The organism is Methylomicrobium lacus (genome assembly GCF_041897535.1).
Classification (GTDB): Bacteria; Pseudomonadota; Gammaproteobacteria; order Methylococcales; family Methylomonadaceae; genus Methylomicrobium; species Methylomicrobium lacus_A.
The window spans coordinates 4,281,065-4,305,108 of the sequence record NZ_CP169217.1; the positions used below are offsets into that span (position 1 = coordinate 4,281,065).

Genomic DNA, 24,044 nt, shown 5'->3' on the forward strand with positions numbered 1-24,044 from the left:
ATGGCGAAATTTTTTATCAACCGTCCCATCGTGGCGATCGTGATCGCCATCCTGATGGTCATGATCGGCCTGGTCTCCATGGCGGAATTGCCGATCGCCCAGTTTCCGAATATCGCGCCGCCGGAAATCCAGGTTCAAACCACTTATACCGGGGCGGACGCAGTCACGGTGGAGCAGTCGGTTGCTACGCCGATCGAACAGCAGATGTCCGGCGTGGACAACATGAACTACATGTATTCGATCAACGCCAACAACGGGCAAATGACGCTCAGGGTCAACTTCGACGTGAAAACCGACCCGAATACCGACCAGGTGTTGTCGCAGATGCGCAAATCCCAGGCCGAGTCGCAGTTACCCCAGGACGTGCGCAATTACGGCGTCAACGTGCAAAAATCCACGGCGTCGCCGTTGATCATGTTTGCCCTGTTTTCGCCCCAGGGCACGTATGACAACATTTTCCTGGCCAATTACGCCTACATCAACATCAACGATCAGATGACCCGGGTGAAAGGCATCGCCAGCGTGTCCGTTTTCGGCGCGGGCCAGTATGCGATGCGCATCTGGGTCAAGCCGGACCAGCTTGCCAAGCTCAACATCACGATTCCGGAGATCATCAACGCCGTCCAGGCGCAGAACAACGTCAACCCGGCCGGCAAGGTAGGCGGCGAGCCGGTGCCTCCGGGCCAGGAGTTCACCTACGCTGTCCGTGCTCAGGGCCGTCTGCAGACCGAAGAAGAGTTCGGCAACATTGTGCTGCGCGCCGATCCCTCGGGATCGATCGTTCGCATCAAGGACGTGGGCCGCATCGAACTCGGCGCGCAGGCTTACGACATGATTGGGCGCCTCAACGGCAAGCCGGCGGCACTGGTCGCGCTTTACCAACTGCCCGGCTCCAATGCCATCGAGGCCGCCGACGGCGCGAAGAAGCTGATGGCGGAGTTGAAGACCCGCTTCCCCGAGGATCTCGATTATGTGGTCGCCCTGGATACCACTCTGGCGGTCACCGAAGGCATCAACGAAATCGTGCATACCCTGTTCGAGGCCCTAGTCCTGGTAATATTGGTGGTCTTCCTGTTCCTGCAGGGATGGCGCCCGACGCTGATTCCGCTGCTGGCGGTGCCGGTGTCGCTGATTGGTACCTTCATGCTCTTTCCTATGCTGGGTTTTTCGATCAACACGCTGTCGCTGTTCGGCCTCGTGCTGGCAATCGGCCTGGTGGTGGACGACCCCATTGTAGTGGTGGAGGCGGTGGAACATCACATCGAAAAAGGTCTAAGCCCCAAGGAGGCCACCCTCAGGACGATGCGGGAGGTGACGGGGCCGATCATCGGCACCTCGCTGGCCCTGATCGCGGTGTTTATGCCGACGGTGTTCATTCCCGGCATTACTGGACGGCTTTACCAGCAATTCGCCGTCACCGTCGGCGTGTCGGTGATGATCTCCACCTTCAATTCGCTGTCATTGAGTCCTGCATTGGCGGCATTGCTGCTGAGGCCCCGGGTGCGCGGCACCGGGCCGGTGCAAAAATTTTACGACGGTTTCAACCGGCTATTTGGCCGTGCCAACGAGGGCTATGTGGGATTTTGCGCGGTGCTGATTCGCAAAAGTATGATCAGCATGGTGTTTTTGGGGCTGCTTGCCGTCGCGGCGGGCATGTTTGGCAAGGGCATACCCATGGGCTTTTTGCCCGATGAGGATCAGGGCTATCTTTTTGCCGGCATCCAGCTTCCAAACGTAGCCTCGCTGCAACGCACCGACGAGGTGACCAGCAAAGTTGAGGAGATCATGAAGAATACGCCGGGCATCGAATATTACTCGTCGGTGATCGGCTACAACATGCTCAGCCAGGCCAATACAACCTATAACACCTTCTTTTTCATCGCATTGAAGAATTGGTCGGAGCGCACCAAGCCGGAGGAGCAATACACGGCGATCAAGGCACATCTCAACCAGGAACTGTCCAAGCTTCCCGATGCCATCGGTTTCGCCTTCCCGCCGCCGGCCATTCCCGGCGTCGGCACCTCCGGCGGCGTGACCATGGTACTGGAGGACAGAGCGGGAAAGGATGTCGCCTTCCTGGCCGAAAACACCAACAAGTTTATCGAGGCGGCGAAAAAACGCCCTGAAATCGCCGGGGTTTACACCACAGGACTCCCTTCGGTACCGCAGATTTTCGTGGACGTGGACCGCGACAAGGTGCTCAAGCAGGGCGTACTGCTGTCCGATGTCTACAAGACTCTGCAAGCCTACATGGGCTCGGGTTTCATTAATTACTTCAACCGCTTCGGGCGGCAATGGCAAACCTATGTGCAGGCCGAGGGTGAATTCCGCAAGGACACCGAGTCCCTGGGCCAATTCTATGTGCGCAACAGCGCGGGCGAAACCGTGCCGTTGGCCGCGTTGACCAGCATACGGAAAACCGAAGGGCCGGAGTTCACCATGCGCTATAACCTGTTCCGCTGCCAGCAAGTCGGCGCCTCGGCCAAACCGGGCTTTAGCTCCACGCAAGTGATGCACGCCCTGGAAGAGGTTTTCGCCGAAACCATGCCCAAGGAAATGGGTTACGACTACCTCGGCATGAGTTTCCAGGAGCAGCAGGCCCAGAAAGGCATATCGCCCGCCGTGGTCTTCGCCTTCGCCATCTTTTGCGTGTTCCTGATCCTGGCCGCATTGTATGAAAGCTGGAGCCTGCCCTTCAGCGTTTTGCTGGGCACACCGATCGCGGTGTTCGGCGCTTTCGCAGGTCTTGCCCTGGGCCACTATGAAAACAACCTGTATGCCCAGATCGGTCTGGTGATGTTGATCGGCTTGGCCGCGAAAAACGCTATCCTCATTGTCGAATTCGCCAAAATGGGGGTGGAAGAAGGCAAATCCATCCTGGATGCTTCCCTCGAGGCGGCGCGATTGCGCTTGCGCCCGATTTTGATGACGGCATTGTCCTTTATCTTGGGCTGTGTCCCGCTCGCCATCGCCAGCGGCGCCGGCGCGCTGTCGCGGCGGGTGATGGGTTATGCGGTCATCGGCGGCATGACCGCCGCCACCGTTCTTGCCATTTTCCTTATTCCGGTGTCGTTCTACGTGGTTGAAAAGATTTCGCGGCGCGGTGCCGCTTCGGACAAGAAAGTACCGAAGGAGCAGGACCATGCGTAATTTTTCGCTATTCATGCTGGTTGTCATGCTGCTCTCCGGCTGTTTCAAGGTCGGCCCGGACTACCGCAAACCGCAAGTCGAAACGCCGCAAACCTGGCGCTTTGCCGAGCAAGCCGCACAAGACACCAGTAATTTGAAGTGGTGGGAGCAGTTCGGCGATCCCGTGCTGAATCGCCTGGTGGAGCGCGGCATTCAGAGGAATCTCGATCTTAAAATTGCCATCGCCAACGTCGAGCAATTCATGGGGCAATACGGCGCCACGCGCGCCAATTTATTCCCGCAGATTTTCGGCGCTGCGAATTACGCGCACGCCCAACCCAGCGGCGGAGGCGGCGATGTATTGAGTAGCGGAACAAACCGTAACGAAGTTGACTTTGCCAGGCTCGGCGCGTCAATGCAATGGGAGATCGATATCTGGGGCAGATTGCGGCGCGCCAATGAAGCGGCGCGAGCCGATCTACTGTCGTCAGAAGCCGTAAAACGCGGCGTTATCCTAAGCTTGGCCAGCGCCATTGCCCAAACCTACATTCAACTGCGCACTTTGGACAAAGACCTGGAAATTACCCGCGAAGTGGTGCGAACGCTCAAGGAAGACTTGCACATCAGACGGGTCCGTTTTCAAGAGGGCTATACTTCCGAACTCGAGGTCACCCAGGCCGAATCCGAATATGAGCGCCGCAATGCCTTTATCCCGCTGTACGAACAAAGTATCGCGCAGACGGAGCATGCATTGAAAGTTCTGCTCGGCGAAAATCCCGGCCCGATCGAGCGCGGGCGCCGTTTCGACGAGCTGAAGATACCTGCCGTGCCGGCCGGCTTGCCTTCCGATTTGCTCGCGCGTAGGCCGGATATAGCGCAGGCGGAACAAGCGCTGATCGCTGCGAATGCCCGGATCGGCGTGGCCAAGGGGCTATATTTCCCCCAAATCTCCCTGACCGGCGATGTCGGTCAGATCAGCACGCAAGTCGCGTCGTTGTTCGCTCCGGGCGCCAATTTCTGGACCGTGGGTGCGGCACTGCTCACGCCGATCTTTACCGCCGGTAAAATCGCCGGTCAGGTGCAGGCCTCCGAGGCCATACAACAAGCGGCGCTGGCCAATTACCAACGCGCCATCATCAATGCTTTTCGTGAATTCGAGGATACCTTGGTGGGCAGCATCAAAACCAAACAGCGCAGCATAAAACAGGCGCAGCGGGTTACCGCCGTTGAAAATTATTACCATTTGTCGCGCAAACGTTACGATGAAGGCTATACCGATTATCTGACCGTGCTCGATGCGGTGCGCAATCTGTTTGACGCGCAGATCGACTTGATCCAGGCGCGCAGCGATAATTTCACGGCGGCGATCGGTTTATATCGAGCCATGGGCGGCGGCTGGATCCTTGCGGCCGAAAAAACCTTACAGCCTGCCAAACCGGCGGAAGCCGCGATATTCCCCTGACTATTTTTTAAGTCAAAGCGATATTGATTTTATCGAGGCAGTTAATTGGGCTACCTGTTGTTTAAATCGGGAACCACTGGATTTAATCATCGGCAGCTTTGTCCAACAAAAACCATTTAAACCAGGAGCATTCCATGAGTGATACGACCTTGAACAATCTCGAACCCCTCGACAAAGAATCGTTGCGCAAGATACATGCCTACTGGAGAGCCTGTAATTATCTGGCGGCCGGCATGATTTATCTGCAGGAAAATCCTTTGCTCAGAGAGCCGCTCAAACCCGAGCATATCAAGAACCGTCTCCTCGGTCACTGGGGCGCCAGTCCGGCATTGAGTTTTACCTATATCCATATGAGCCGCTTGATCAAGAGCCACGACCTGAATGCGATTTTCATGGCAGGTCCAGGTCATGGTGCGCCTGGCGTTCTGGGCCCGGTGTATCTGGAGGGCACATACTCGGAAATTTATCCGAACAAGAGCGAAGACCTGGAAGGCATGCATCAGTTCTTCAAGGAATTTTCCTTCCCCGGCGGCATCGGCAGCCACTGTACGCCGGAAACGCCGGGTTCGATTCACGAAGGCGGGGAACTGGGTTACAGCGTGTCCCACGCCTTCGGCGCGGCTTTCGACAATCCGGATCTCCTGGTCACTGTCGTCGTCGGCGACGGCGAAGCGGAAACCGGCCCCTTGGCGACATCCTGGCATTCGAACAAATTTCTGAACCCGGTCCGCGACGGGGCGGTGCTGCCGGTTCTGAATCTGAACGGATACAAAATCAATAATCCGACCTTGTTGTCGCGCATCAGCCATGAAGAACTTGAAAATCTGTTCAAGGGCTATGGCTGGACGCCTTATTTCGTAGAAGGCAGCGATCCCGAAGTGATGCATCAACGCATGGCGGCGGTCATGGAACACTGCGTGAACGAAATTCGCAAGATTCAGCAGGCAGCGCGTGCCGGCGGCGCCCTGGTGCGGCCGCGCTGGCCGATGATCGTACTGCGCAGTCCGAAAGGCTGGACCGGTCCGAAAGAAGTGGATGGACATAAAGTCGAAGGCTTCTGGCGGGCACACCAGGTGCCGCTGTCCGGCGTGAAGGAAAATCCGGCGCATCTGAAACAACTGGAAGAGTGGCTGCGCAGCTACAAACCGGAAGAACTGTTCGATGCGAATGGCCGCCTGATCGCCGAACTGAAGGAACTGGCGCCCAAAGGCGTGCGGCGCATGAGCGCCAATCCCCATGCGAATGGCGGCCTATTGCGCAAAGCCTTGCGTCTGCCGGATTTCCGCGAATACGGCGTCAAGGTGGACAAACCCGGCCAAACCGAAGTGGAAAACACCAGGCCATTGGGCGTTTTTTTGCGCGATATCATGAAGCTGAACCCGACCAATTTTCGCGTGTTCGGACCCGATGAAAACACCTCGAACAAACTCGATGACATCTATCAGGTCAGTAAAAAAATGTGGTTGGCGGATTACTTGCCGGAGGACGCCGACGGCGGCGAATTGTCGCCGGATGGCCGGGTCATGGAAATGCTTTCCGAACACACTCTGGAAGGATGGCTGGAAGCCTACCTTCTTAGCGGCCGTCACGGCTTTTTCTCCAGTTACGAAGCCTTCGTACATGTGATCGATTCGATGTTCAATCAGCACGCCAAATGGCTGGATATTTCTAACGATCTTGCCTGGCGCGCGCCCGTTTCATCGCTGAATTTGCTGATCACTTCCACCGTGTGGCGGCAGGATCACAACGGCTTTACCCATCAGGATCCGGGCTTTCTGGATGTGGTGGTGAATAAAAGCCCTGAAGTCACGCGCATCTATCTGCCGCCGGACGTCAATACGCTGTTGTCGGTCGCCAGCCATTGCCTGCAGAGCACCGACTACTTCAACGTGATCGTTTCTGACAAGCAGAAACACCATCAATTTCTGGGCATGGACGCCGCGATCGAACATTGCACCAAAGGCATCGGTATCTGGGATTGGGCGAGCAATGACCAAGGCGTGGAACCCGATGTAGTGATGGCGAGCTGCGGCGACATTTCGACGCAAGAATCGTTGGCGGCGGTCTGCCTGTTGCGCGAGCATTTTCCCCAATTGAAAATCCGCTTTATCAACGTGATGGATCTTTACCGTCTGACGCCTGAGAGCGAACACCCGCACGGTCTTTCCGATCGGGATTTCGACAGTCTGTTCACGACCGACAAACCGGTGATCTTCAACTTCCACGGCTATCCTTGGCTGATTCACCGCCTTGCCTATCGCCGCACCAATCATAAAAACATGCATGTGCGCGGCTACAAGGAAAAAGGCAATATCAACACGCCGCTCGAATTGGCGATTCGCAACGAGGTCGACCGTTTCAGTCTGGCCATCGACGTGATCAACCGGGTTCCGGGGCTTAACGTGGCAGGCGCCCATGTGAAGGAAAAATTACGCGGCATGCAGATCGGTTGCAGTCACTATGCTTACGAACACGGCGTAGACAAACCCGAGTTTGCGTCCTGGAAATGGCCTCACTAACGCCCTAATGAGGATACTGCCATGGCAAAAAATTCGCTCAACTCACCGTCTGGAAACAGCAAGATACTGATGAGTGCGCCAGAAATTAAAAAATCCATTCTGGATCACTTGACCTACAGCATCGGAAGGCCGCCTTCCTTGGCTAGCAAGCAGGATTATTACAAGGCTTTAGCGCTGACTGTGCGCGACAGATTGCAACAGCACTGGGTTGAAACGGTGCAGGCCTACCTTGAGCAGGATTTGAAAGTGGCCTGCTACCTGTCCGCCGAGTTCCTGATGGGGCCCCATCTCGGCAATAATTTGCTTAATTTAGGCATCGAGAATGAGGTTCGCCAGGCGGTTAAAGAAATGGGCTGTGAGTTGGACGAATTGCTGGCCGAAGAGGAGGAGCCCGGTCTCGGCAACGGCGGCTTGGGCCGCCTGGCGGCCTGTTATATGGATTCTTTGGCAACCCTCGAGCGGCTTGCGCTCGGTTATGGAATTCGCTATGAATTCGGCATTTTCGATCAGGAAATTCGTGACGGCTGGCAGTGCGAGATCACCGATAAATGGCTGCGTAGCGGCAATCCCTGGGAAATTGCCAAACCTGAGATCACTTATTATGTCAATTTCGGTGGTCATACCGAATACTACCGGGACGAGGCAGGTGCCGAGCGGATCAGATGGGTTCCGGATCGGGCGGTCAAAGGCATGGCTTACGACACCCCCATCCAAGGTTATCGCGTGAATACCTGTAACACCTTACGGCTATGGAGCGCCGAGGCCTGCGAAAGCTTCGATTTTCAGGCCTTCAACACCGGTGATTACTACGGGGCGGTGGACGATAAGGTGATCTCCGAAACGATCACGAAGGTCCTTTATCCGAATGATGAGCCCGAGATCGGCAAGCGGCTCCGTTTGCTGCAACAATATTTTTTCGTTTCTTGTTCGCTGCAGGACATGTTGCGCCTTCTCGATGCGCAGGGTCAGCCTACGCAGCGTTTTCCGGAAAAGTTTGCGGTCCAGCTTAACGATACCCATCCGTCTATCGGCGTGGCTGAATTGATGCGGCTGTTGGTCGACGAACGTCGACTCTCCTGGGAGGACGCCTGGGATATCACCGTGCTCACTTTCGGCTACACCAATCACACGTTATTGCCCGAGGCGCTCGAAACGTGGCCGCTGCCTTTGTTCCGCGAGCTATTGCCGAGGCATCTGGAGATTATCTATGAAATCAATGCGCGTTTCCTTGCATCGGTTCGTGAGACGCATCATCAAGATGATGAGCATGTCAAACGGCTGTCATTGATTGATGAAAATGGCGAAAAACGCATCCGCATGGCACATCTTGCCTGCGTCGGCAGTCACGCGATCAATGGTGTGGCGGCATTGCACTCGGAACTCTTGAAACGCAGTGTGCTGAAGGATTTTTATGAATTATGGCCGGAGCGCTTCAATAATAAAACCAACGGCGTGACGCCTCGGCGCTTCATGGCTTTGGCCAATCCGAAGCTCAGCGAGTTGATCACCCGCACGATCGGAGACGGATGGATTACCCATACCGAGGAACTCAGAATGCTCGAGCCCTTTTCCGAGGATGCGGCGTTCCGAAAGGAATGGCGCTTGGTCAAACAGTCGAACAAGCAGCAACTCGCGGACTATATCCTGAAACAAACCGGTATCGAACTCGACCCGAGCTGGATGTTTGATGTCCAGGTCAAGCGCATTCACGAATACAAACGCCAGCATCTGAATATTCTGCACGTGATCACGCTCTATAACCGGCTGAAGCGCGATCCGAAGCTGGCCATCGCGCCGAGGGCATTCATTTTCGGCGGCAAGGCGGCTCCCGGTTATTTTATCGCCAAACGCATCATTAAACTGATCAATGCGGTGGGCGAAGTGGTGAATAACGATCCGGACGTGAATAAAAAGCTGCGCGTCGCGTTTGTACCGAACTTCAATGTGCAGAATGGCCAGTTGATATACCCGGCAGCCGATCTGTCCGAGCAGATCTCGATGGCGGGTAAGGAAGCCTCCGGCACCGGCAATATGAAATTCACCTTGAATGGGGCCTTGACCATCGGCACACTGGACGGCGCCAACGTCGAGATACGGGACGAAGTCGGAGAAGAGAATTTCTTCCTGTTCGGACTGACCACCGAGGAAACCCTCAGGCTTCAGCAGCAAGGCTATCGTCCTTACGCTTACGTCGAAGGCAATTCCGAATTGGCCGAAGCGATCCGGCTGATCGCATCGGGACATTTCTCGCATGGCGACACCGAGGTGTTCCGTCCCTTAGTGGACAATCTGTGCCAGTCCGACCCCTTTCTGGTCTTCGCCGATTACGCTGATTATATCGCCTGTCAGGATAAGGTCGCCGGCGTCTGGAAAGACCCGGAAAACTGGACTCGGATGTCGATTCTGAATACGGCCAGAGCCGGCAAGTTTTCTTCGGATCGCGCAATCCGTGAATATTGCGACGAGATCTGGGATGTTCGTCCGGTACCCATCATGATCAAAGATAAAACCTGAGCATTGAAGATTGATGCGACTCGCTGAACGGAACCGTCGAGAATTCAATTTTATGACCTTATTGGGATAAAAATTCATGAACCCACAAGAACTCTGGCAGCGTTACCAAGATTGGCTTTATTTCCACAAGGACTTGGGATTGTATCTCGATATCAGCCGGATGCGGTTTAGCGAAAGTCTGGTGGAATCCCTAAAGCCCAAATTCGCGCGAGCGTTTAAAGACATGGATGCATTAGAACGAGGCGGCATTGCGAATCCGGATGAAAACCGCATGGTCGGGCATTACTGGTTGCGTAACCCTGATATTGCGCCATTGGAACTGAAAAAACAGATCATTGAAAACCTCGATAGTATCGAGGAATTTGTCAAGAAGGTCCATGAGGGCACGATTCGCTCGCCAGAAGCGCAAAAGTTCACCGATATCCTTTCGATCGGGATTGGCGGGTCGGCGTTGGGGCCCGAGTTTGTAGCCGAGGCGCTGTCACCCGATAAGCCACCGCTCAGGGTACACTTTATCGACAATACCGACCCTGCCGGCATCGATCGTATCCTGAAGCGGCTGCATGACCGGCTTAACAGTACCCTGGTCATCGTCATCAGCAAATCCGGCGGCACGCCCGAAACCCGCAATGCAATGCTGGAAGTGAAGCACGCCTATGAGCAGCAGGGCTTGAATTTTCTCGCCCATGCCGTGGCCATCAGCAAAATATCAGAGTTGGAACGCATCGAAGGCTGTCTTGCAGAGTTCCCTATGTTCGACTGGGTAGGCGGGCGGACTTCCGAGATGTCTTCTGTCGGGCTGCTGTCGGCTTCGCTGATGGGGATTGATGCCCGTGCGTTGCTCGCGGGCGCCAAGGAAATGGATATTGCCACCCGCGTCCCTGACTTGAAGCGCAACCCGGCGGCTTTGCTGGCTCTTGCCTGGTATGCTGCGGGGAATGGCAAGGGTGAAAAAGACATGGTGGTTTTGCCGTATAAGGACGCCCTGTTGCTGTTTTCACGCTACCTACAGCAACTCGTGATGGAGTCGCTGGGCAAAGCAAAGGACCTGGACGGCAACACGGTCCATCAAGGCCTTGCGGTTTACGGCAACAAGGGGTCTACCGATCAGCACGCCTTTGTTCAGCAACTACGGGACGGCTTGGCGAATTTTTTTGTGACTTTCATCGAAGTACTGGAAGACCGGACGGGACCTTCGATAGAAGTAAAACCTGAGGTCACCAGCGGCGACTTTCTTTCCGGTTTTTTGCAAGGCACCCGGCACGCGCTTTACGAGAATTCAAGGGATTCGATTACCGTTACGATTGCACGGGTGGATGCCAGATCGGTCGGCGCGCTGATCGCCCTTTACGAACGTGCGGTGGGGTTGTATGCCTCTCTGATCAACATCAATGCCTACCATCAGCCCGGTGTCGAAGCCGGGAAAAAGGCCGCCGAGGCCTTGTTGGTGCTGCAACGGAAAATTCTGACCGTTTTGAAAAACACCGATCAGCCCCAGAAACTGGAAGCCTTGGCACAAAAAGCGGACGCCGGTGATCGGATTGAGGACGTTTACAAAATTCTGCGTCACTTGGCGGCTAATCGCCGGGGCGTCGAGTTGCACGGCGATCTTGCGAAGCCCGGCAGTCTGACTGCCAGTTTTAACCGAGCGGCAAGCGGTTGAAAAATCGTTTTTCGACCTTCCGGATATATCAAATTGTTGAGCGGGTCTCGTCAACCCAGGAGTAATGCGTATGACCCTGAAAATCTATTTGCTTCGTCACGGGGAAACGACGTACAGCCAACGCGGCGCTTATTGTGGGGCTCTCGATGCCGAACTGACACCGGAAGGCGGGCAAATGGCGCAATTTTTTGCCGAGGCTTATCGCTCGATACCCTGGGCCGATGTCTATGTCAGCCCGATGAAAAGAGCGATAGCGACCGCGCAGCCTTTATGCAAAGCCTTAGGGCTGCCCATGCAGATCAGGGACGGGCTCCGTGAAATCAGTTATGGCGCGTGGGAAGATCAGGAGCAGGATTTTGTCCGGCAACGTTACGAGGAGGATTATCTCCGCTGGCAGACCGATCCGGCCTGGAATCCGCCGACCGGCGGCGAAACGGCGATTCAAATTGCCGCACGCGCGCTGCCGATCATTACCGAGATCGAGTCCAAGTACAAGACCGGCAATGTGCTGGTGGTATCGCACAAGGCGACCATACGCATCATTCTCTGCAGCCTGTTGGGCATTGACGTAGGCCGTTACCGGGATCGCATCAACACGCCCGCGGCTTCCGTTTCTATAGTCAAGTTTGTGACGTACGGACCGATGCTGGAGGTCCTAAGCGACCGCAGCTACATGCCAGAACAGTTGCGCAATCGAGCGGGTACTTGAGCATTTTATGGAGTAGATTGCAATGACTCTGACCTATCAATCGAGCGAAGGCTTCTATTTTCCGACCGGCGCTACGGTCAGCGACGCCGGCGTGAATTTTTCCGTATTCAGTCGGCATGCGAGTTGCGCCGAGCTGTTGCTTTATGAAGCGGCCGGGAGTCCTGAGCCGTTTCAGATCATCCGTCTGAACCCCAAAACGAACCGATCGTTTTTTTTCTGGCATGTCTTCGTCGAAGGGCTTCAGGCCGGAACCCATTATACCTGGCGAACATTTGGACCTGCCGATACGGCAGCGACCGGACGACGCTTCAATCCGAAAAAAGAACTCGTCGACCCATGGGCCAAGGCGGTGACCGATGTTTTTTGGGAGCGGCGCCGTGCGTCCGATCCGAGTGACGAAAGCCGCTCATCCTATCGGGGCGTGGCCGCGAAATCGGATTATTTGTGGACGAACGAACGATCCCGTAAACGGGGCCTCGAAGGTGCGGTGATCTATGAACTGCATGTCGGCGGCTTTACCCGTCATCCTTCGGCAGGCGTCGGGCATCCCGGCACCTTTGCCGGCTTGATCGATAAAATCCCTTACTTACAGGAGCTGGGCATTACGCATGTCGAACTGATGCCGGTGATGGCGTTCGACGAACAATTCGTGCCGGATAACGTGGCGGCAAAAGGATTGCACAATTATTGGGGATACAATACGCATAGCTTTTTCAGTCCGCACCCGGGTTTTTGCGTAACGCCCGAACTTGGAACGCATGCGCGCGAGTTCAAGGATCTGGTCAAAGCATTGCATAATGCCGGCATCGGCGTGATTCTCGATGTCGTTTTCAATCATACCGCGGAGGGCGGCGACAAGGGCCCGATGATAAACTTCAAGGGTTTCATGAACGAAATCTTTTACCATCTGGAAGCGCATAATCGGACCTATTATCGCGATTACACCGGCTGCGGCAATAGCGTCAATTGTAATCATCCTTTGGTGACGCAGTTCATCGTGCACTGCCTGGAGTATTGGGTCGAGGAGATGCATGTCGACGGTTTCCGCTTCGATCTTGCCAGCGTCTTCACGCGCGGCGAGGATGGCGCACCCCAAGCCAATCCGGCGCTGCCTTGGCGGATCGAATTTTCGCGTGCGCTTCACGAGGTGCCGATGATTGCGGAGGCCTGGGACGCATCGGGGCTATATCATGTGGGATCGTTTCCCGGCTTGCGCTGGGCGGAGTGGAACGGCCGCTACCGCGACATGATTCGGCGTTTTGTCCGTGGCGATCCGGGGCTGGTCGGCGAAGTCGCCTCATGCATCGCCGGCAGCAGCGATCTGTATGCGGACGAGGACCGCTTGCCCTTGCACAGTATCAATTTCATCAGCTGTCATGACGGCTTTACCTTGCACGATCTGGTAAGCTATAACGGCAAACACAACGAAGCGAACGGCGAAAACAATCGCGACGGCTGCGATAACAATATGTCCTGGAATTGCGGCACGGAAGGCGAGACCGATAATGCGGATGTGTTGGCCCTCAGGCGGCGGCAAGCCAAAAACCTGATCGGCATTCTGTTATTGAGCCAGGGGATTCCGATGCTGCTGGCCGGCGATGAGGTGCTGCATACGCAAAAAGGCAATAATAATACCTGGTGTCAGGATAACGAGTTGTCGTGGTTCAACTGGAGCCGCGTCGAAAAAAATCGCGACATGCTGCGCTTCGTGAAGGAACTGATTGCATTGAGACGCCGGCACCCGAATCTGAACCGGTGCGAATTTTTTACCGGAGAGGAGGTGCCGGGCCGTGGTCTACGGGATATATCTTGGCATGGCTACCGGCTTGACGAGCCCTTATGGTTCGATTACGGCGCGCAATTTTTGGCTTATACATTGGCCGGACTCACCGGCGATGAGGAAGACGTGCATGTCATTTTAAATATGTCGGAGCGGACAATCGATGCTCCCTTGCCCAAGATACCCGGACGCAAATGCTATCTGGCGCTGGATACCTCGCGCACGGGGCCCGATGACATCATGCCGCGCGACCGGCAGAAGGCTTTCGAAGGTTCGTCTTATCCAATACCCCGGCGCACGGTCGCCGTGTTCGAGGCGCGCGGATGATCAAAGCATGAGCCGCGTGGAAATCCTATGCGATACCCCCAAAGTCCTGGTGATCAACAGCGGCAGCTCTTCGATCAAATACGGACTGTTTGCGATGAAACCGGGTCATCTGCTTGCCAGCGGACTGTTGGAACGTATCGGTGAAGGTGTGAGCCTGATCCGGCACCGCGAAGAAAATGCGCAAGGCGAGCGAGTCGAGACCCGGCAGGAAATCGAAGCCCCCGACCACCGCGCGGCTTTCAACGTGATCGCCGCGATTTTACACCGTACCTTCGGCTTTGACGCAGGGGATGGGCCGGATGCGATCGGTCATCGCGTGGTTCATGGCGGCGAGGCCTTTTCAGCATCGGTAGCGATCGATCAGACGGTGATCGATACGATTCGAAAGCTGATCCCGTTGGCGCCGCTGCATAATCCGGCCAATCTGACCGGCATCGAAGCCTGCCGGGACATTTTTCCGGCGGTGCCGCAGGTTGCCGTTTTCGATACCGCTTTTCATCAGACCATGCCGCCGCATGCTTTTCGCTATGCGATCCCGGAAGCCTGGTATAGCGGCCATGGTATACGCCGCTACGGATTTCACGGCAGCTCGCACCGTTATGTCGCCAGTCGGGCGGCCGACTATTTGCGGCGTCCGCTCGAAGACCTTAAATTGATTACCCTGCATCTCGGCAATGGCGCCAGCGCGGCCGCAATAAAACACGGATGCTGCATCGATACCTCGATGGGCTTTACCCCCTTGGAAGGCCTGGTGATGGGAACCCGCTGCGGCGATCTGGATGCGGCGATACCGCTTTATCTGGAAGACGTTCTGGGTCAGAGCGCAGGCGAACTGCAGGAAGTCCTCAACCGGGACTCCGGCTTGAAGGGGCTATGCGGCAGCAACGACTTGCGCGAAGTGCTGGCGGGCGAGCAGGGCGGTGACGAACGCGCCAAGCTGGCGCTGGAGGTTTACTGTTATCGCATCCGAAAATATATCGGCGCCTACTTTGTCGCGCTGGACGGTTTGGACGCCCTGATTTTCACCGGCGGTGTCGGCGAGAATGCGGCCTTGATTCGAAGCAGGGTCTGTCAGGGCCTGGAAAAACTCGGCATTGCGATCGATCAGGAAGCCAATGACAGAGCGCTTGAAGAAATCGGCGAGATAGGGCGTAGCGGGCACCCGGTTCACGTTCTGGCCGTGCGCACGAACGAAGAGTTGCAGATCGCGCGTGAAACGCTCGCAGTCTTGACTGACTGACAAATAGCAGGGACGAGGGCAATTGAATCAAGACGCAAAATGGGCAAATTGGAATCCATCAAGCAACGCAGCATGGAAAATAACGAGAAATATAAGCAATTCAATGAATGACGGCAGACCGCTTTGGGTGCGCTAAATCGATCGCTCTAACTAGCGCCACGGCAGGAGTCTTGGCGTCGTTTTGCAGTAATCGAGATAGGCCGACCCAAATTGCTGGAAGAGTAAATTTTCTTCTATTCCGATGCGAAAACTGACCGCAAAATACGCCGGTATGCTGATGACCAACAAGGCCAGCAAATCACCCATCGCGATTCCCGCCGCCGCCAGAGCGATCAATAAGCCGGCATAGGCCGGATGCCGCACCCAACGATAGGGGCCCTCGACAATCAGATGATGGTCGTGTTGTATCGTCACCTGGGTGGTAAAAAACCGGCCCAGCCAGCCGACCGCGCTGTAACGCAGACAAAGCCCGGCCGCAAACAGCGGTAGTGCCAGCAGTTGCCGGTAAATATACGGAACCGGCAGCGGCGTCAAAGCCAACGATTTAAACAGCAGCGACGCGAACACGCCGGTTGCGACGGTAAACCATAAAATCAGCTGTGTGCGCTCCTCACTCTCCGACACGATGTTTTTGTCGATCCGTGTTTTACGCAGGAGGCGAATTTCCATGCCTATCCATAAGAGGCAAAGCAATAACCATAACAGGCGTATTGATGTCATTGATCCGCTCCGGGCTCATATTGGGAACAAGCAAGCATGTTACAATGGTTCCGCTTCGATTTGCCCTAAATTCCTAAGGATGCGGCAAATAATAGCGATGCCGGCTCTGCGAAGGCGTGCTTTCGCACCGATTAAACGGAAAATAATTGACCGAATCCCACGTGTTTGCCGGCCATGAAAAAAATCATTGAATTGAAAAACGTTTACAAGGATTACCAGCAGGCCGGCACGCTGCAAACCGTTTTGCACGATATTACCCTTGACATCCTGGTCGGCGAGTTCGTCGCGATCGTCGGCCCTTCCGGCAACGGCAAATCGACCTTGCTGAATCTTTTGACCGGCATCGACCACCCGACCCGTGGCGAAGTGATCGTCGACGGCGTGCGCTTACAGAAAATGAGTGGAGAAAAGCTGACGTCTTGGCGCGGAGGTCATGTCGGCATCGTGTTTCAGTTTTTTCAGCTGCTGCCTGCCTTGACTCTTCTGCAAAACGTCATTCTGCCGATGGATTTTCATGCCGCGCTGCCGAAACGCCAGCGCAAGCAAAGAGCCATGCAGCTGTTGGAACGGGTCGGTCTTGCGGAAGAAGCGGAGCGTCTGCCGAGCCAGGTTTCCGGCGGCCAGCAGCAGCGCGCGGCGATTGCCCGTGCCCTGGCCAATGACCCGGCCTTGATCGTCGCCGACGAACCGACCGGGAATCTTGACGCTGCGACCGCCGCGTCGGTGTTTGAATTGTTTGCTCATCTTCGCGATCAGGGCAAGACGTTGGTGATGGTGACCCATAACGAAGCGCTCGCGGAGGCCGCCACACGCAAACTCGAAATCCGCTCCGGCCGCATTCACGCCGACGACTCCAGGCTGTCCGCCCATTAAGCTTTGCATACGCTCTGGAACAAAATCTGGGCCGACCTCTGGCTCGTCAAAGCCCGCACTGCTCTGGCCATCGGCAGTATTGCGGCCGGAGTGTTCTGCGTCGGCACCCTGTTCGGTATGATCGACCTGCAACTTGCGAAGATGGACGCCGCGCATCGGCAATCGCAACCCTCGCATATCAATCTAATCCTCGGCAACACTGCCGACAATTCCTTGCTCGGGAAGATCAGGGCCGTTGAAGGCGTGGCGGGCATTGATACGATGACGCCGTTGACCGTTCGCTACCGACTTCCCGGAAAGTCCGACTGGAACATGGGTACCTTGATCATCCGTCCGGATTATTCGGCGCAGCAATTCGACAGAACGACGTTGCTTGCCGGCAGCTGGCCGTCCGGCAAGGGCATTGCCGTCGAACGCCTCTCGGCGGAATATGCAGGGCTGCAGATCGGCGACCGGGTCGAAGTGGAAACGCTGAACGGGACACAAGCTCTCACGCTCGGCGGCATCGTGCGCCATCCCTTCGTCAAACCACCGAATTTTGGCGGGCAACTGCACTTTTTCGCCGCTTCCGCTCTGGCCGCCGAATTCGGCCTGCCGGCCAACACCTTCCGGCAGGCGCTGGTGAATATCACGCTACCCTACAGCACCGACAGCGTGCGTGCGGTTGCCAAGGACATCCGCGTACTGCTTGCAGAATACAAAATCGGAGTCAACGTGACCTTATTACAGGACCCCGACAAACACTGGGGGCGACCCATTCTCGCCGGCATCAATGGCGTATTGCAGATCATGGCACTCGCCTCGCTGGCATTGGCCTGTGTGTTGATCTTCAATACGCTCTCCGCGCATATCGCCCAGCAAACCGACCAGATCGGCGTGATGAAAGCCTTGGGAGGGAGCACCATCACGATCGCCAAGCTTTATCTGATCGAGACGCTGCTGATGGCGGTTGCCGCGGTAGCATTGGCTGTGCCGCCGAGCCTCGCCGCCGCTCATTTCAGTTCGTGCAGGCTGCTGAATCTTTTCAATATCGATTGCGGGGTTTTCGACGTCTCGATCCGCGCCGTTGCCTTCATGCTGCTGGGAGGCCTCTTCGCACCGCTGCTGGCGGCACTGGGTCCGATACTGCGCGGCGCGTCGATGACGGTGCGGGTAGCGATCGCCAGCTACGGACTGGGCTCCGGTTTCGGGACCCGCCGTTTCGACCGCTGGGTGGAGCGCATCGGCGCGCGCTTTCTGCCGACGCTGTATGCGGCGGCATTGGGCAACCTGTTCCGCCGGAAGGGGCGGCTGCTGTTGACCCAGGGTGTACTGATCATCGCCGGCGCGATGTTTCTGATCTTGATGAGTCTTATCGCGTCAGTCAATTTGACGCTGGACAATGAAATGGTGCGCAGCCGCTATGCGGTGCGCCTGGGTTTTACCAACGATCAGCCCGAACCAAAGGTGACCGAAGTGGCCATGTCGGTCGCGGGAAGCCGGCGAGTCGAAATCTGGCAGCGGCTGCCGATCGACATCTCGAAAGGCGATGCCGCGTTGCGACAACAGGGCAGTCTCGGCGCGCAATTGTTCGCTTTACCCGCGGCAACGGCGATGTACCGACCTTTGCTAGAACAAGGACGCTGGCTTGAGGCCGCCGATGCCGGTCAGCGCGTGCTGGTGCTCAGCGCCGATACCGCCGCATTGAACGGCATCAAAATCGGCGATGCGGTGGATGTCCGGCTGGAAAGTATCACCCAAAAATGGAAGGTGATCGGCTTTTACCGCTGGCTCGCGGGCTCAAATTATACGGTCGAACCGGTTTATGCGCCGCTGGAAACGGTGAGGGACATTACCGGGCGCGGCGAGGCGGCTTCGTTCGCTTTGCTCGACGCGTCGATCGAGACCCTGGCCGAAGAAGCCGATTATGTCCGCGCGTTAAAACAAAAATTTGAAGACAAGCAAATCAAACTCGACGTTTACACGACACAAGCCAGACTCGAACAGCGCCGCTTCGCCCGCAATCAGTTCAACCCACTGATTGGGACCCTGCTCGGGCTGGCTTCGATGATCGCGGCGGTGGGCGTCATCGGCCTGTCCGGAACACTCGCGATCGGGGTTTTGCAGCGGATCCGCGAAATCGGTGTGCTGCGTGCAATCGGCGCACCGTCCAAAGCGATCTTTCGCTTGTTTCTGCTCGAAGGACTCCTGCACGGCATCGTTGCCTGGGCGCTCAGCGTGCCGCTGGCCTTTCTCGCCGCCGAGCCTATCGCCGGCGAATTGGGAAAAACGATGCTCGGCATGCAACTGGATTACGCGTTCGATCTGGTAGCGGTTGTTTACTGGCTTGTCATCGTTATTGCGCTCTCTTGGCTCGCTTCCTCCTGGCCGGCGCACAAGGCGGCGAATTTGACGATTCGTGAATGCTTGGGACATTAAACGCCTTATTTCTCCCTTATTGACCAGGAGCTAAAATCAACCCGCGATGACCTTGATCCACGGTTCAAGACGTCGGTTGTCATAAATTTTGACTAGAACAAATCACTTTTTGCCGTTCTCTTCAGTCGAAGACAGTGCAATAAGACCTTGCCTCATCGTTCCCACGCTCTGCGCTCATCGTTATACACATCTCGTAGAGACAAGCTGCTGAGCCTCCAGGGCGATGACAAAGTCGCGTAAGCGCTGCAAACCGATCCACATAGCTTTGGCGCCCGGAGGACCATCGTGTTTACGTCCGAGATAGCCACCCAAACTCGCTATCAGGAGGATCACTTCACCCAAACGAGGTGGCGTTAGCGGCGGCGGGCAGCGCTTAACCACAATATAAGCCGCTCGCCACTCTTGTGCGTCGAAGATAATCTCGCAATGCATGTCTGGCGTGGCACGCCCCAGCATCAGGGTGAATAGCACCCGCCACGCAATGACCATGTACAGGGCCAAACAAGGCAGTAGCCGTGCTTCCGTTTCCAGGTGTAGCCGCTTGATTTGGCAGCCGCTCTTCAGCACATGGAAGTAGACTTCAATGCACCAGCGCACGGCGTACCAATCCACCACGGTGGCGGCCCGCTCGAAACTATCGACCGGCAAACTGGTCAACAGGAGCCATTCCAGCGCTTCCACGCGGGGGGGCGGCGCCTCTTCGCGCGCGAGTACGACATTGACGGTGAGCGCTGCCAGTCGATACCCCACGCGAGCAGGCGGCTTGAGGGTCACCCTGGCGGCGCGTAACGTGATATGAGCCAGACGCGCCGCGCGATTTGGCCGCCGCTTCACATTAACCTTGGTGTAACCCAGTACTTTGGCTTGGGCTAAGGCGTCCCACAGATGTTTCATGCTGCTCTCCGCGGTGAGCAGACATCGGTTTTGCGCCGCACGGACGATCCATTGGGCACGCATGGTGGGTGCGTAGTCTTCGTATTCGGCAAACCATTCGTAAATATCGCCCTCTCGATCGGCAAGATTGACCAGCAAGGTCTCTGGCAATTGCGCCTGTAACGCGCAGCTGTCCTGATAGCTTTCGATCCAATGGTAACTTTCTTTCTCATCCACACCTTTACTACGCCGTTGCTGTCGCGGGCTGGGCGCTTCACGCGTCCAATACGAGGCTTTCACGACCCCCAAACAAATACGCGATGGGGTAAAGGCAACGGTCGGATGCAGTCGGTGCGACCGTTTTTCCACGTCCCTCAAGGTACCTAGTACAACGCACCGGAAATTCTCCGAATAATTTTTAAACCACCAGAGGCCTTCCGGTATAAGTCCAGCGAAAAGGCTTAGCGAGGGTTTCATTGAAGAAATCGATAAACTGAAAAATACGTCCTTTCAAATCTGCTCTCGAGGTGAAGCTTGCCCGTTTGAGCAAGCGACGGGATAGAATGCCAAACCAAATCTCGATCTGATTCAGCCACGAGCAATGCTTGGGCGTATAAACAAAGCGAATGCGATGGCTTTCGTCCTGCAAAAAAGCCGCGCGGGAGTTCATATCCCGTAGTACTCCGCGTTCCCCTTTCACGCCCAAGTCCTCGTCAATTCCGCAGGCTTTGGCGATCCATTCCACCAGCGTCGCGGATTTATGGGTGTTCAACTGATCGGCCACAAACAGCCATTGCCCCTGAGGGTCTGTGGCGACGGTTTGCTGCACGTGGGCGACAAAGTCAGCTTCTGTTCGTGTGTCCTGAACAGTGGGCGCAATGACCTTGCCTGTTGCCACCTCGAAGTTGGCAATCAGGGCTTGGGTGCCGTGGCGCCGGTATTCGTACTCGATCCGTTCCGGCTGTCCGGGTTGCATGGGCTGTGCGGGGTGAATGCGCTCCAGGGCCTGAATGCCGGTTTTTTCATCGATGCTGATCACGTGAATGCCTTGCGCATGCAGCGCCGGGGCTTGCCGATACAGGTCGCATACCGCTTCGACGTTGACCTGGAAGGTGGCTTCATCGTCGATGGTGGGATTCAGCCAATAGCGCGTTCGATGCGGCTTTAGCTGACCCTGCATTTAAAAAACGACCAATACTGGTCGCTGAGATACGGTCGACAATGCCTTGCTTAACGGCTTCCCGTGCCAAATCTTTGCGCGTCCAATGCGTCAAGGGTGAAGGCGGCGTTTCACAAGCCAACGCCAGCAGTTGGCAGACCTGTTCGGCGCTGAAGGTCTGTGGTGCACCCGGACGTTCCGCATCCGCCAGAATCGTCTCGATCTGCCGGCGTAAACGTTCGGGATCATCTTCGCAGGCAGCCAGCGCCTCTTGGGCCGACAGCCAACGACGACGCCACAAACCGACCGTCTCTTCCTTGATGTTCAGACCCTGCGCGCTGGCCTTGTTGCGACGGCCGGCTCCCGCATTTAAGACGATGCGCGCCCGCTGCACTAAACTGTGCGGCAGTTGCCGACTTCGAACAATGGCTTCCAGCGTCGATTGTTGGGCTTGCGTCAAAATAAGCGGAGTGAGTGGGCGCATCGCTTCCTTGCGGGATGATTTTCGGGCTTGCTATTATCCTTCATTTTTTAGGTTTGTAGTACTAGCCCTTTGGGACCCAAGCTAATGTTCTCATCGTCTTCAGTGGTGTCTTGCACCAGCAGCACGGCCGGACAACTCTTCATGCGCTCGACAGTAGCGTCTCGATGCGGTGCCAGTATCTTCTCGAACGTCGCCTTGTCGTTATCGAAGAAACGATAAGCTCCTATCGTATCCTTCCAGCCTCCGCATGCTGACGGGATACTCAGTTGCGGGTGCTGGCCCAGTTTCTCCAAGACCAACGCTAACCGCTTGTTCAACCGATGATCTTCCAGATCAGCGGTTTGCACTTCTTCCTGCGCCCAGTTTCTCATTGCTGTTCTCCAAAACCTGTCTTTCCTTGTAGTTTAGTCTTTGGGAGACTTGTGTATAACGATGAGCGCTCTGCGTGGGAATGTCGCCTGAACCGCTCCTGCGGTTCGGGACGCAGAGCGTCCTTTAGAGGGTCCCCACGCAGAGCGTGGGAACCATAAGTGGAAGTTATTTTTGATGAAATCCTTATTGTGTTTTGGCCTTTTGCTGTTACATTGGCACTCCGTGCGCCATTTATTTGACTCAGTCACCCGCAGGCCCTCATGTCCAAACCAAAACATATCATCATTGTCGGCGCAGGCCCGGGCGGTCTATGTGCGGGGATGCTGTTGAGTCAGCGCGGCTTCAACGTATCCATTTTCGATAAAAACCAGGAGGTTGGCGGACGCAATCGGGCGATCCGGATGAACGGTTTTGTCTTCGATACCGGGCCGACATTCTTGCTGATGAAAGGCGTTCTCGATGAAATGTTTGAACTGTGTGGCCGGCGCAGTGAAGACTATGTCGAGTTCGTGAAACTGGACCCGATGTACAGCCTGGTCTATGACGATCGGCAGCTGTTGGTCTATTCGGACCCGGAGCGGATGCGCGCGGAACTCGAGCGCGTATTTGCGGAAGGCAGCGAAGGTTACGACCGCTTCATTAAGAACGAAAGACAGCGTTTCCTTCGTCTCTATCCCTGCATTACACGGGATTATTCGTCCCTTGCGTCCTTTTTATCGCTCGATTTGATCCGCGCGCTACCCTGGCTGGCCTTGTCCAAGAGCGTATTTTCCAACCTCGGCCAATATTTCGATCAGGAAAAAATGCGCCTGGCATTTTCGTTTCAATCGAAATATCTCGGCATGTCGCCTTGGGATTGCCCGGCGCTGTTTACCATGCTGCCTTATCTGGAGCACGACTACGGTATCCATCATGTCGCGGGCGGCTTGAACCGTATATCGGCCGCGATGGCCGAAGTCATCAAGGAGAACGGAGGTTCGTTGCACACCAGTACGCCTGTAAAATCCTTGATCATTGAAAATGGCGGCGTGAAAGGTGTGAAATTGACTAACGGGGAGGAAATCCGGGGCGATGAGGTGATCGTGAATGCAGATTTCGCGCATGCGATGGAGACTCTGGTGCCGCCGGGGCAACTCCACAAATACGCTGCCGAGCAACTGAAGAAGCGCGATTATTCCTGTTCGACCTTCATGCTCTATCTCGGTCTGGACAAGGTGTACGATCTGCCGCATCATTCGATCGTCTTCGCCAGAGACTATCGCACCAATATCCGCAATATCTTCAGCCACAAGCAACTGACCGAGGATTTCTCGTTTTACGTGCAGAACGCCACAATTTCCGACTCCAGTCTGGCACCGCCCGGCAAGTCGACGCTTTACGTGTTGGTGCCGATGCCGAATAATGACAGCGGCGTCGATTGGGAGACGCATTGCCAAAACGTGCGCGAACAGATTTTGGACGCTTTAGGCGGGCGTCTCGGCCTGACCGATATTCGCAGTCATATCGAGTGCGAAAAAATCATCACGCCGGCTAACTGGGAGCGTGACGAACATGTCTACAAGGGCGCAACCTTCAGCTTGGCGCACAAATTCAGCCAGATGCTGTATTGGCGCCCACACAATCGTTTCGAGGAACTCGACAACTGCTATCTGGTCGGCGGCGGTACGCATCCGGGCAGCGGTCTGCCGACCATCTACGAGTCGGCGCGCATCTCGTCCGATCTGATATCGAAAAAACACCGCGTCGGCTTCAAGAAAATCAAGCAAAACCTATGGCTGAAGAAAGCCAGGGCTTGAGATGGA

General features: G+C 55.9%; 14 protein-coding genes and 2 pseudogenes. 11 read left to right on the plus strand and 5 right to left on the minus strand.

Annotated features, from left to right (window positions below; translation table 11 throughout):
* The 8 genes from ACEPPP_RS19170 to ACEPPP_RS19205 all read left to right on the plus strand — a co-directional run bounded on the left by ACEPPP_RS19170 (position 1) and on the right by ACEPPP_RS19205 (position 15,343).
* The gene (locus tag ACEPPP_RS19170; RefSeq protein ID WP_374088955.1) at positions 1 to 3,150 is read left to right on the plus strand and encodes an efflux RND transporter permease subunit; all 3,150 of its coding nucleotides are present in this window, start codon (positions 1 to 3) and stop codon (positions 3,148 to 3,150) included.
* Entirely contained in the window at positions 3,143 to 4,591 is a 1,449-nt protein-coding gene (locus ACEPPP_RS19175) for an efflux transporter outer membrane subunit (protein ID WP_374088956.1), read from the plus strand. The genes ACEPPP_RS19170 and ACEPPP_RS19175 overlap by 8 nt, the downstream gene beginning before the upstream one ends.
* A gap of 134 nt (positions 4,592 to 4,725) precedes the next feature.
* Positions 4,726 to 7,110 carry a phosphoketolase gene (locus tag ACEPPP_RS19180; protein WP_374088957.1) on the plus strand — a complete coding sequence of 795 codons (2,385 nt, stop codon included), beginning with the start codon at positions 4,726 to 4,728 and terminating at the stop codon, positions 7,108 to 7,110.
* Positions 7,111 to 7,179: 69 nt separating this feature from the next.
* Positions 7,180 to 9,624 (plus strand): glycogen/starch/alpha-glucan phosphorylase, encoded by a 2,445-nt coding sequence (locus tag ACEPPP_RS19185; RefSeq protein WP_374088958.1) that lies wholly within the window; start codon positions 7,180 to 7,182, stop codon positions 9,622 to 9,624.
* A 76-nt stretch (positions 9,625 to 9,700) separates the two neighbouring features.
* Positions 9,701 to 11,287 carry a glucose-6-phosphate isomerase gene (locus ACEPPP_RS19190; protein WP_374088959.1) on the plus strand — a complete coding sequence of 529 codons (1,587 nt, stop codon included), beginning with the start codon at positions 9,701 to 9,703 and terminating at the stop codon, positions 11,285 to 11,287.
* A 70-nt stretch (positions 11,288 to 11,357) separates the two neighbouring features.
* Complete coding sequence (locus ACEPPP_RS19195) at positions 11,358 to 11,996, plus strand: histidine phosphatase family protein (protein ID WP_374088960.1); 639 nt, start codon at positions 11,358 to 11,360, stop codon at positions 11,994 to 11,996.
* A 22-nt stretch (positions 11,997 to 12,018) separates the two neighbouring features.
* Positions 12,019 to 14,103, plus strand: coding sequence for a glycogen debranching protein GlgX (gene glgX / locus ACEPPP_RS19200; protein WP_374088961.1), 2,085 nt, complete (start codon positions 12,019 to 12,021; stop codon positions 14,101 to 14,103).
* Positions 14,104 to 14,110: 7 nt separating this feature from the next.
* Entirely contained in the window at positions 14,111 to 15,343 is a 1,233-nt protein-coding gene (locus ACEPPP_RS19205; protein ID WP_374088962.1) for an acetate/propionate family kinase, read from the plus strand.
* Positions 15,344 to 15,493: 150 nt separating this feature from the next.
* Here the strand turns inward: ACEPPP_RS19205 and ACEPPP_RS19210 are convergent, their stop codons facing one another.
* Positions 15,494 to 16,063: an isoprenylcysteine carboxylmethyltransferase family protein gene (locus tag ACEPPP_RS19210; protein ID WP_374088963.1), complete on the minus strand. Its 570-nt coding sequence runs from the start codon at positions 16,061 to 16,063 to the stop codon at positions 15,494 to 15,496.
* 174 nt (positions 16,064 to 16,237) lie between these two features.
* Between ACEPPP_RS19210 and ACEPPP_RS19215 the strand changes: the two genes are divergently transcribed.
* Entirely contained in the window at positions 16,238 to 16,936 is a 699-nt protein-coding gene (locus ACEPPP_RS19215) for an ABC transporter ATP-binding protein (protein ID WP_374088964.1), read from the plus strand.
* A 3-nt stretch (positions 16,937 to 16,939) separates the two neighbouring features.
* A complete protein-coding gene (locus tag ACEPPP_RS19220) occupies positions 16,940 to 19,354 on the plus strand; it encodes an FtsX-like permease family protein (RefSeq protein ID WP_374088965.1) in 2,415 nt (804 codons plus the stop codon).
* A 180-nt stretch (positions 19,355 to 19,534) separates the two neighbouring features.
* Here the strand turns inward: ACEPPP_RS19220 and ACEPPP_RS19225 are convergent.
* The 4 genes and pseudogenes from ACEPPP_RS19225 to ACEPPP_RS19240 form a co-directional block, all read right to left on the minus strand.
* A pseudogene (locus ACEPPP_RS19225) lies at positions 19,535 to 20,614 on the minus strand (IS4 family transposase); the annotation flags it as partial.
* Positions 20,615 to 20,645: 31 nt separating this feature from the next.
* A complete protein-coding gene (locus ACEPPP_RS19230; RefSeq protein WP_374088051.1) occupies positions 20,646 to 21,407 on the minus strand; it encodes a transposase in 762 nt (253 codons plus the stop codon).
* Positions 21,346 to 21,870, minus strand: a complete 525-nt coding sequence (locus ACEPPP_RS19235; RefSeq protein WP_374088053.1) for a helix-turn-helix domain-containing protein — start codon at positions 21,868 to 21,870, stop codon at positions 21,346 to 21,348. The genes ACEPPP_RS19230 and ACEPPP_RS19235 overlap by 62 nt, the downstream gene beginning before the upstream one ends.
* Positions 21,871 to 21,932: 62 nt before the next feature.
* Positions 21,933 to 22,241 (minus strand): annotated as a pseudogene (locus ACEPPP_RS19240) (transposase DNA-binding-containing protein); the annotation flags it as partial.
* A 261-nt stretch (positions 22,242 to 22,502) separates the two neighbouring features.
* Between ACEPPP_RS19240 and ACEPPP_RS19245 the strand changes: the two are divergent.
* Positions 22,503 to 24,038, plus strand: a complete 1,536-nt coding sequence (locus ACEPPP_RS19245) for a phytoene desaturase family protein (protein WP_374088966.1) — start codon at positions 22,503 to 22,505, stop codon at positions 24,036 to 24,038.
* The last annotated feature ends 6 nt before the right edge of the window (positions 24,039 to 24,044 follow it).

What these genes read in the sequence shown, in the direction of transcription:
- ACEPPP_RS19170 (WP_374088955.1), top strand. Translation starts at nt 1, where the DNA reads ATGGCGAAATTTTTTATCAACCGTCCCATCGTGGCGATCGTGATCGCC.
- ACEPPP_RS19175 (WP_374088956.1), top strand. Translation starts at nt 3,143, where the DNA reads ATGCGTAATTTTTCGCTATTCATGCTGGTTGTCATGCTGCTCTCCGGC.
- ACEPPP_RS19180 (WP_374088957.1), top strand. Translation starts at nt 4,726, where the DNA reads ATGAGTGATACGACCTTGAACAATCTCGAACCCCTCGACAAAGAATCG.
- ACEPPP_RS19185 (WP_374088958.1), top strand. Translation starts at nt 7,180, where the DNA reads ATGAGTGCGCCAGAAATTAAAAAATCCATTCTGGATCACTTGACCTAC.
- ACEPPP_RS19190 (WP_374088959.1), top strand. Translation starts at nt 9,701, where the DNA reads ATGAACCCACAAGAACTCTGGCAGCGTTACCAAGATTGGCTTTATTTC.
- ACEPPP_RS19195 (WP_374088960.1), top strand. Translation starts at nt 11,358, where the DNA reads ATGACCCTGAAAATCTATTTGCTTCGTCACGGGGAAACGACGTACAGC.
- glgX (WP_374088961.1), top strand. Translation starts at nt 12,019, where the DNA reads ATGACTCTGACCTATCAATCGAGCGAAGGCTTCTATTTTCCGACCGGC.
- ACEPPP_RS19205 (WP_374088962.1), top strand. Translation starts at nt 14,111, where the DNA reads ATGAGCCGCGTGGAAATCCTATGCGATACCCCCAAAGTCCTGGTGATC.
- ACEPPP_RS19210 (WP_374088963.1), bottom strand. Translation starts at nt 16,063, where the DNA reads ATGACATCAATACGCCTGTTATGGTTATTGCTTTGCCTCTTATGGATA.
- ACEPPP_RS19215 (WP_374088964.1), top strand. Translation starts at nt 16,238, where the DNA reads ATGAAAAAAATCATTGAATTGAAAAACGTTTACAAGGATTACCAGCAG.
- ACEPPP_RS19230 (WP_374088051.1), bottom strand. Translation starts at nt 21,407, where the DNA reads ATGCAGGGTCAGCTAAAGCCGCATCGAACGCGCTATTGGCTGAATCCC.
- ACEPPP_RS19235 (WP_374088053.1), bottom strand. Translation starts at nt 21,870, where the DNA reads ATGCGCCCACTCACTCCGCTTATTTTGACGCAAGCCCAACAATCGACG.
- ACEPPP_RS19245 (WP_374088966.1), top strand. Translation starts at nt 22,503, where the DNA reads ATGTCCAAACCAAAACATATCATCATTGTCGGCGCAGGCCCGGGCGGT.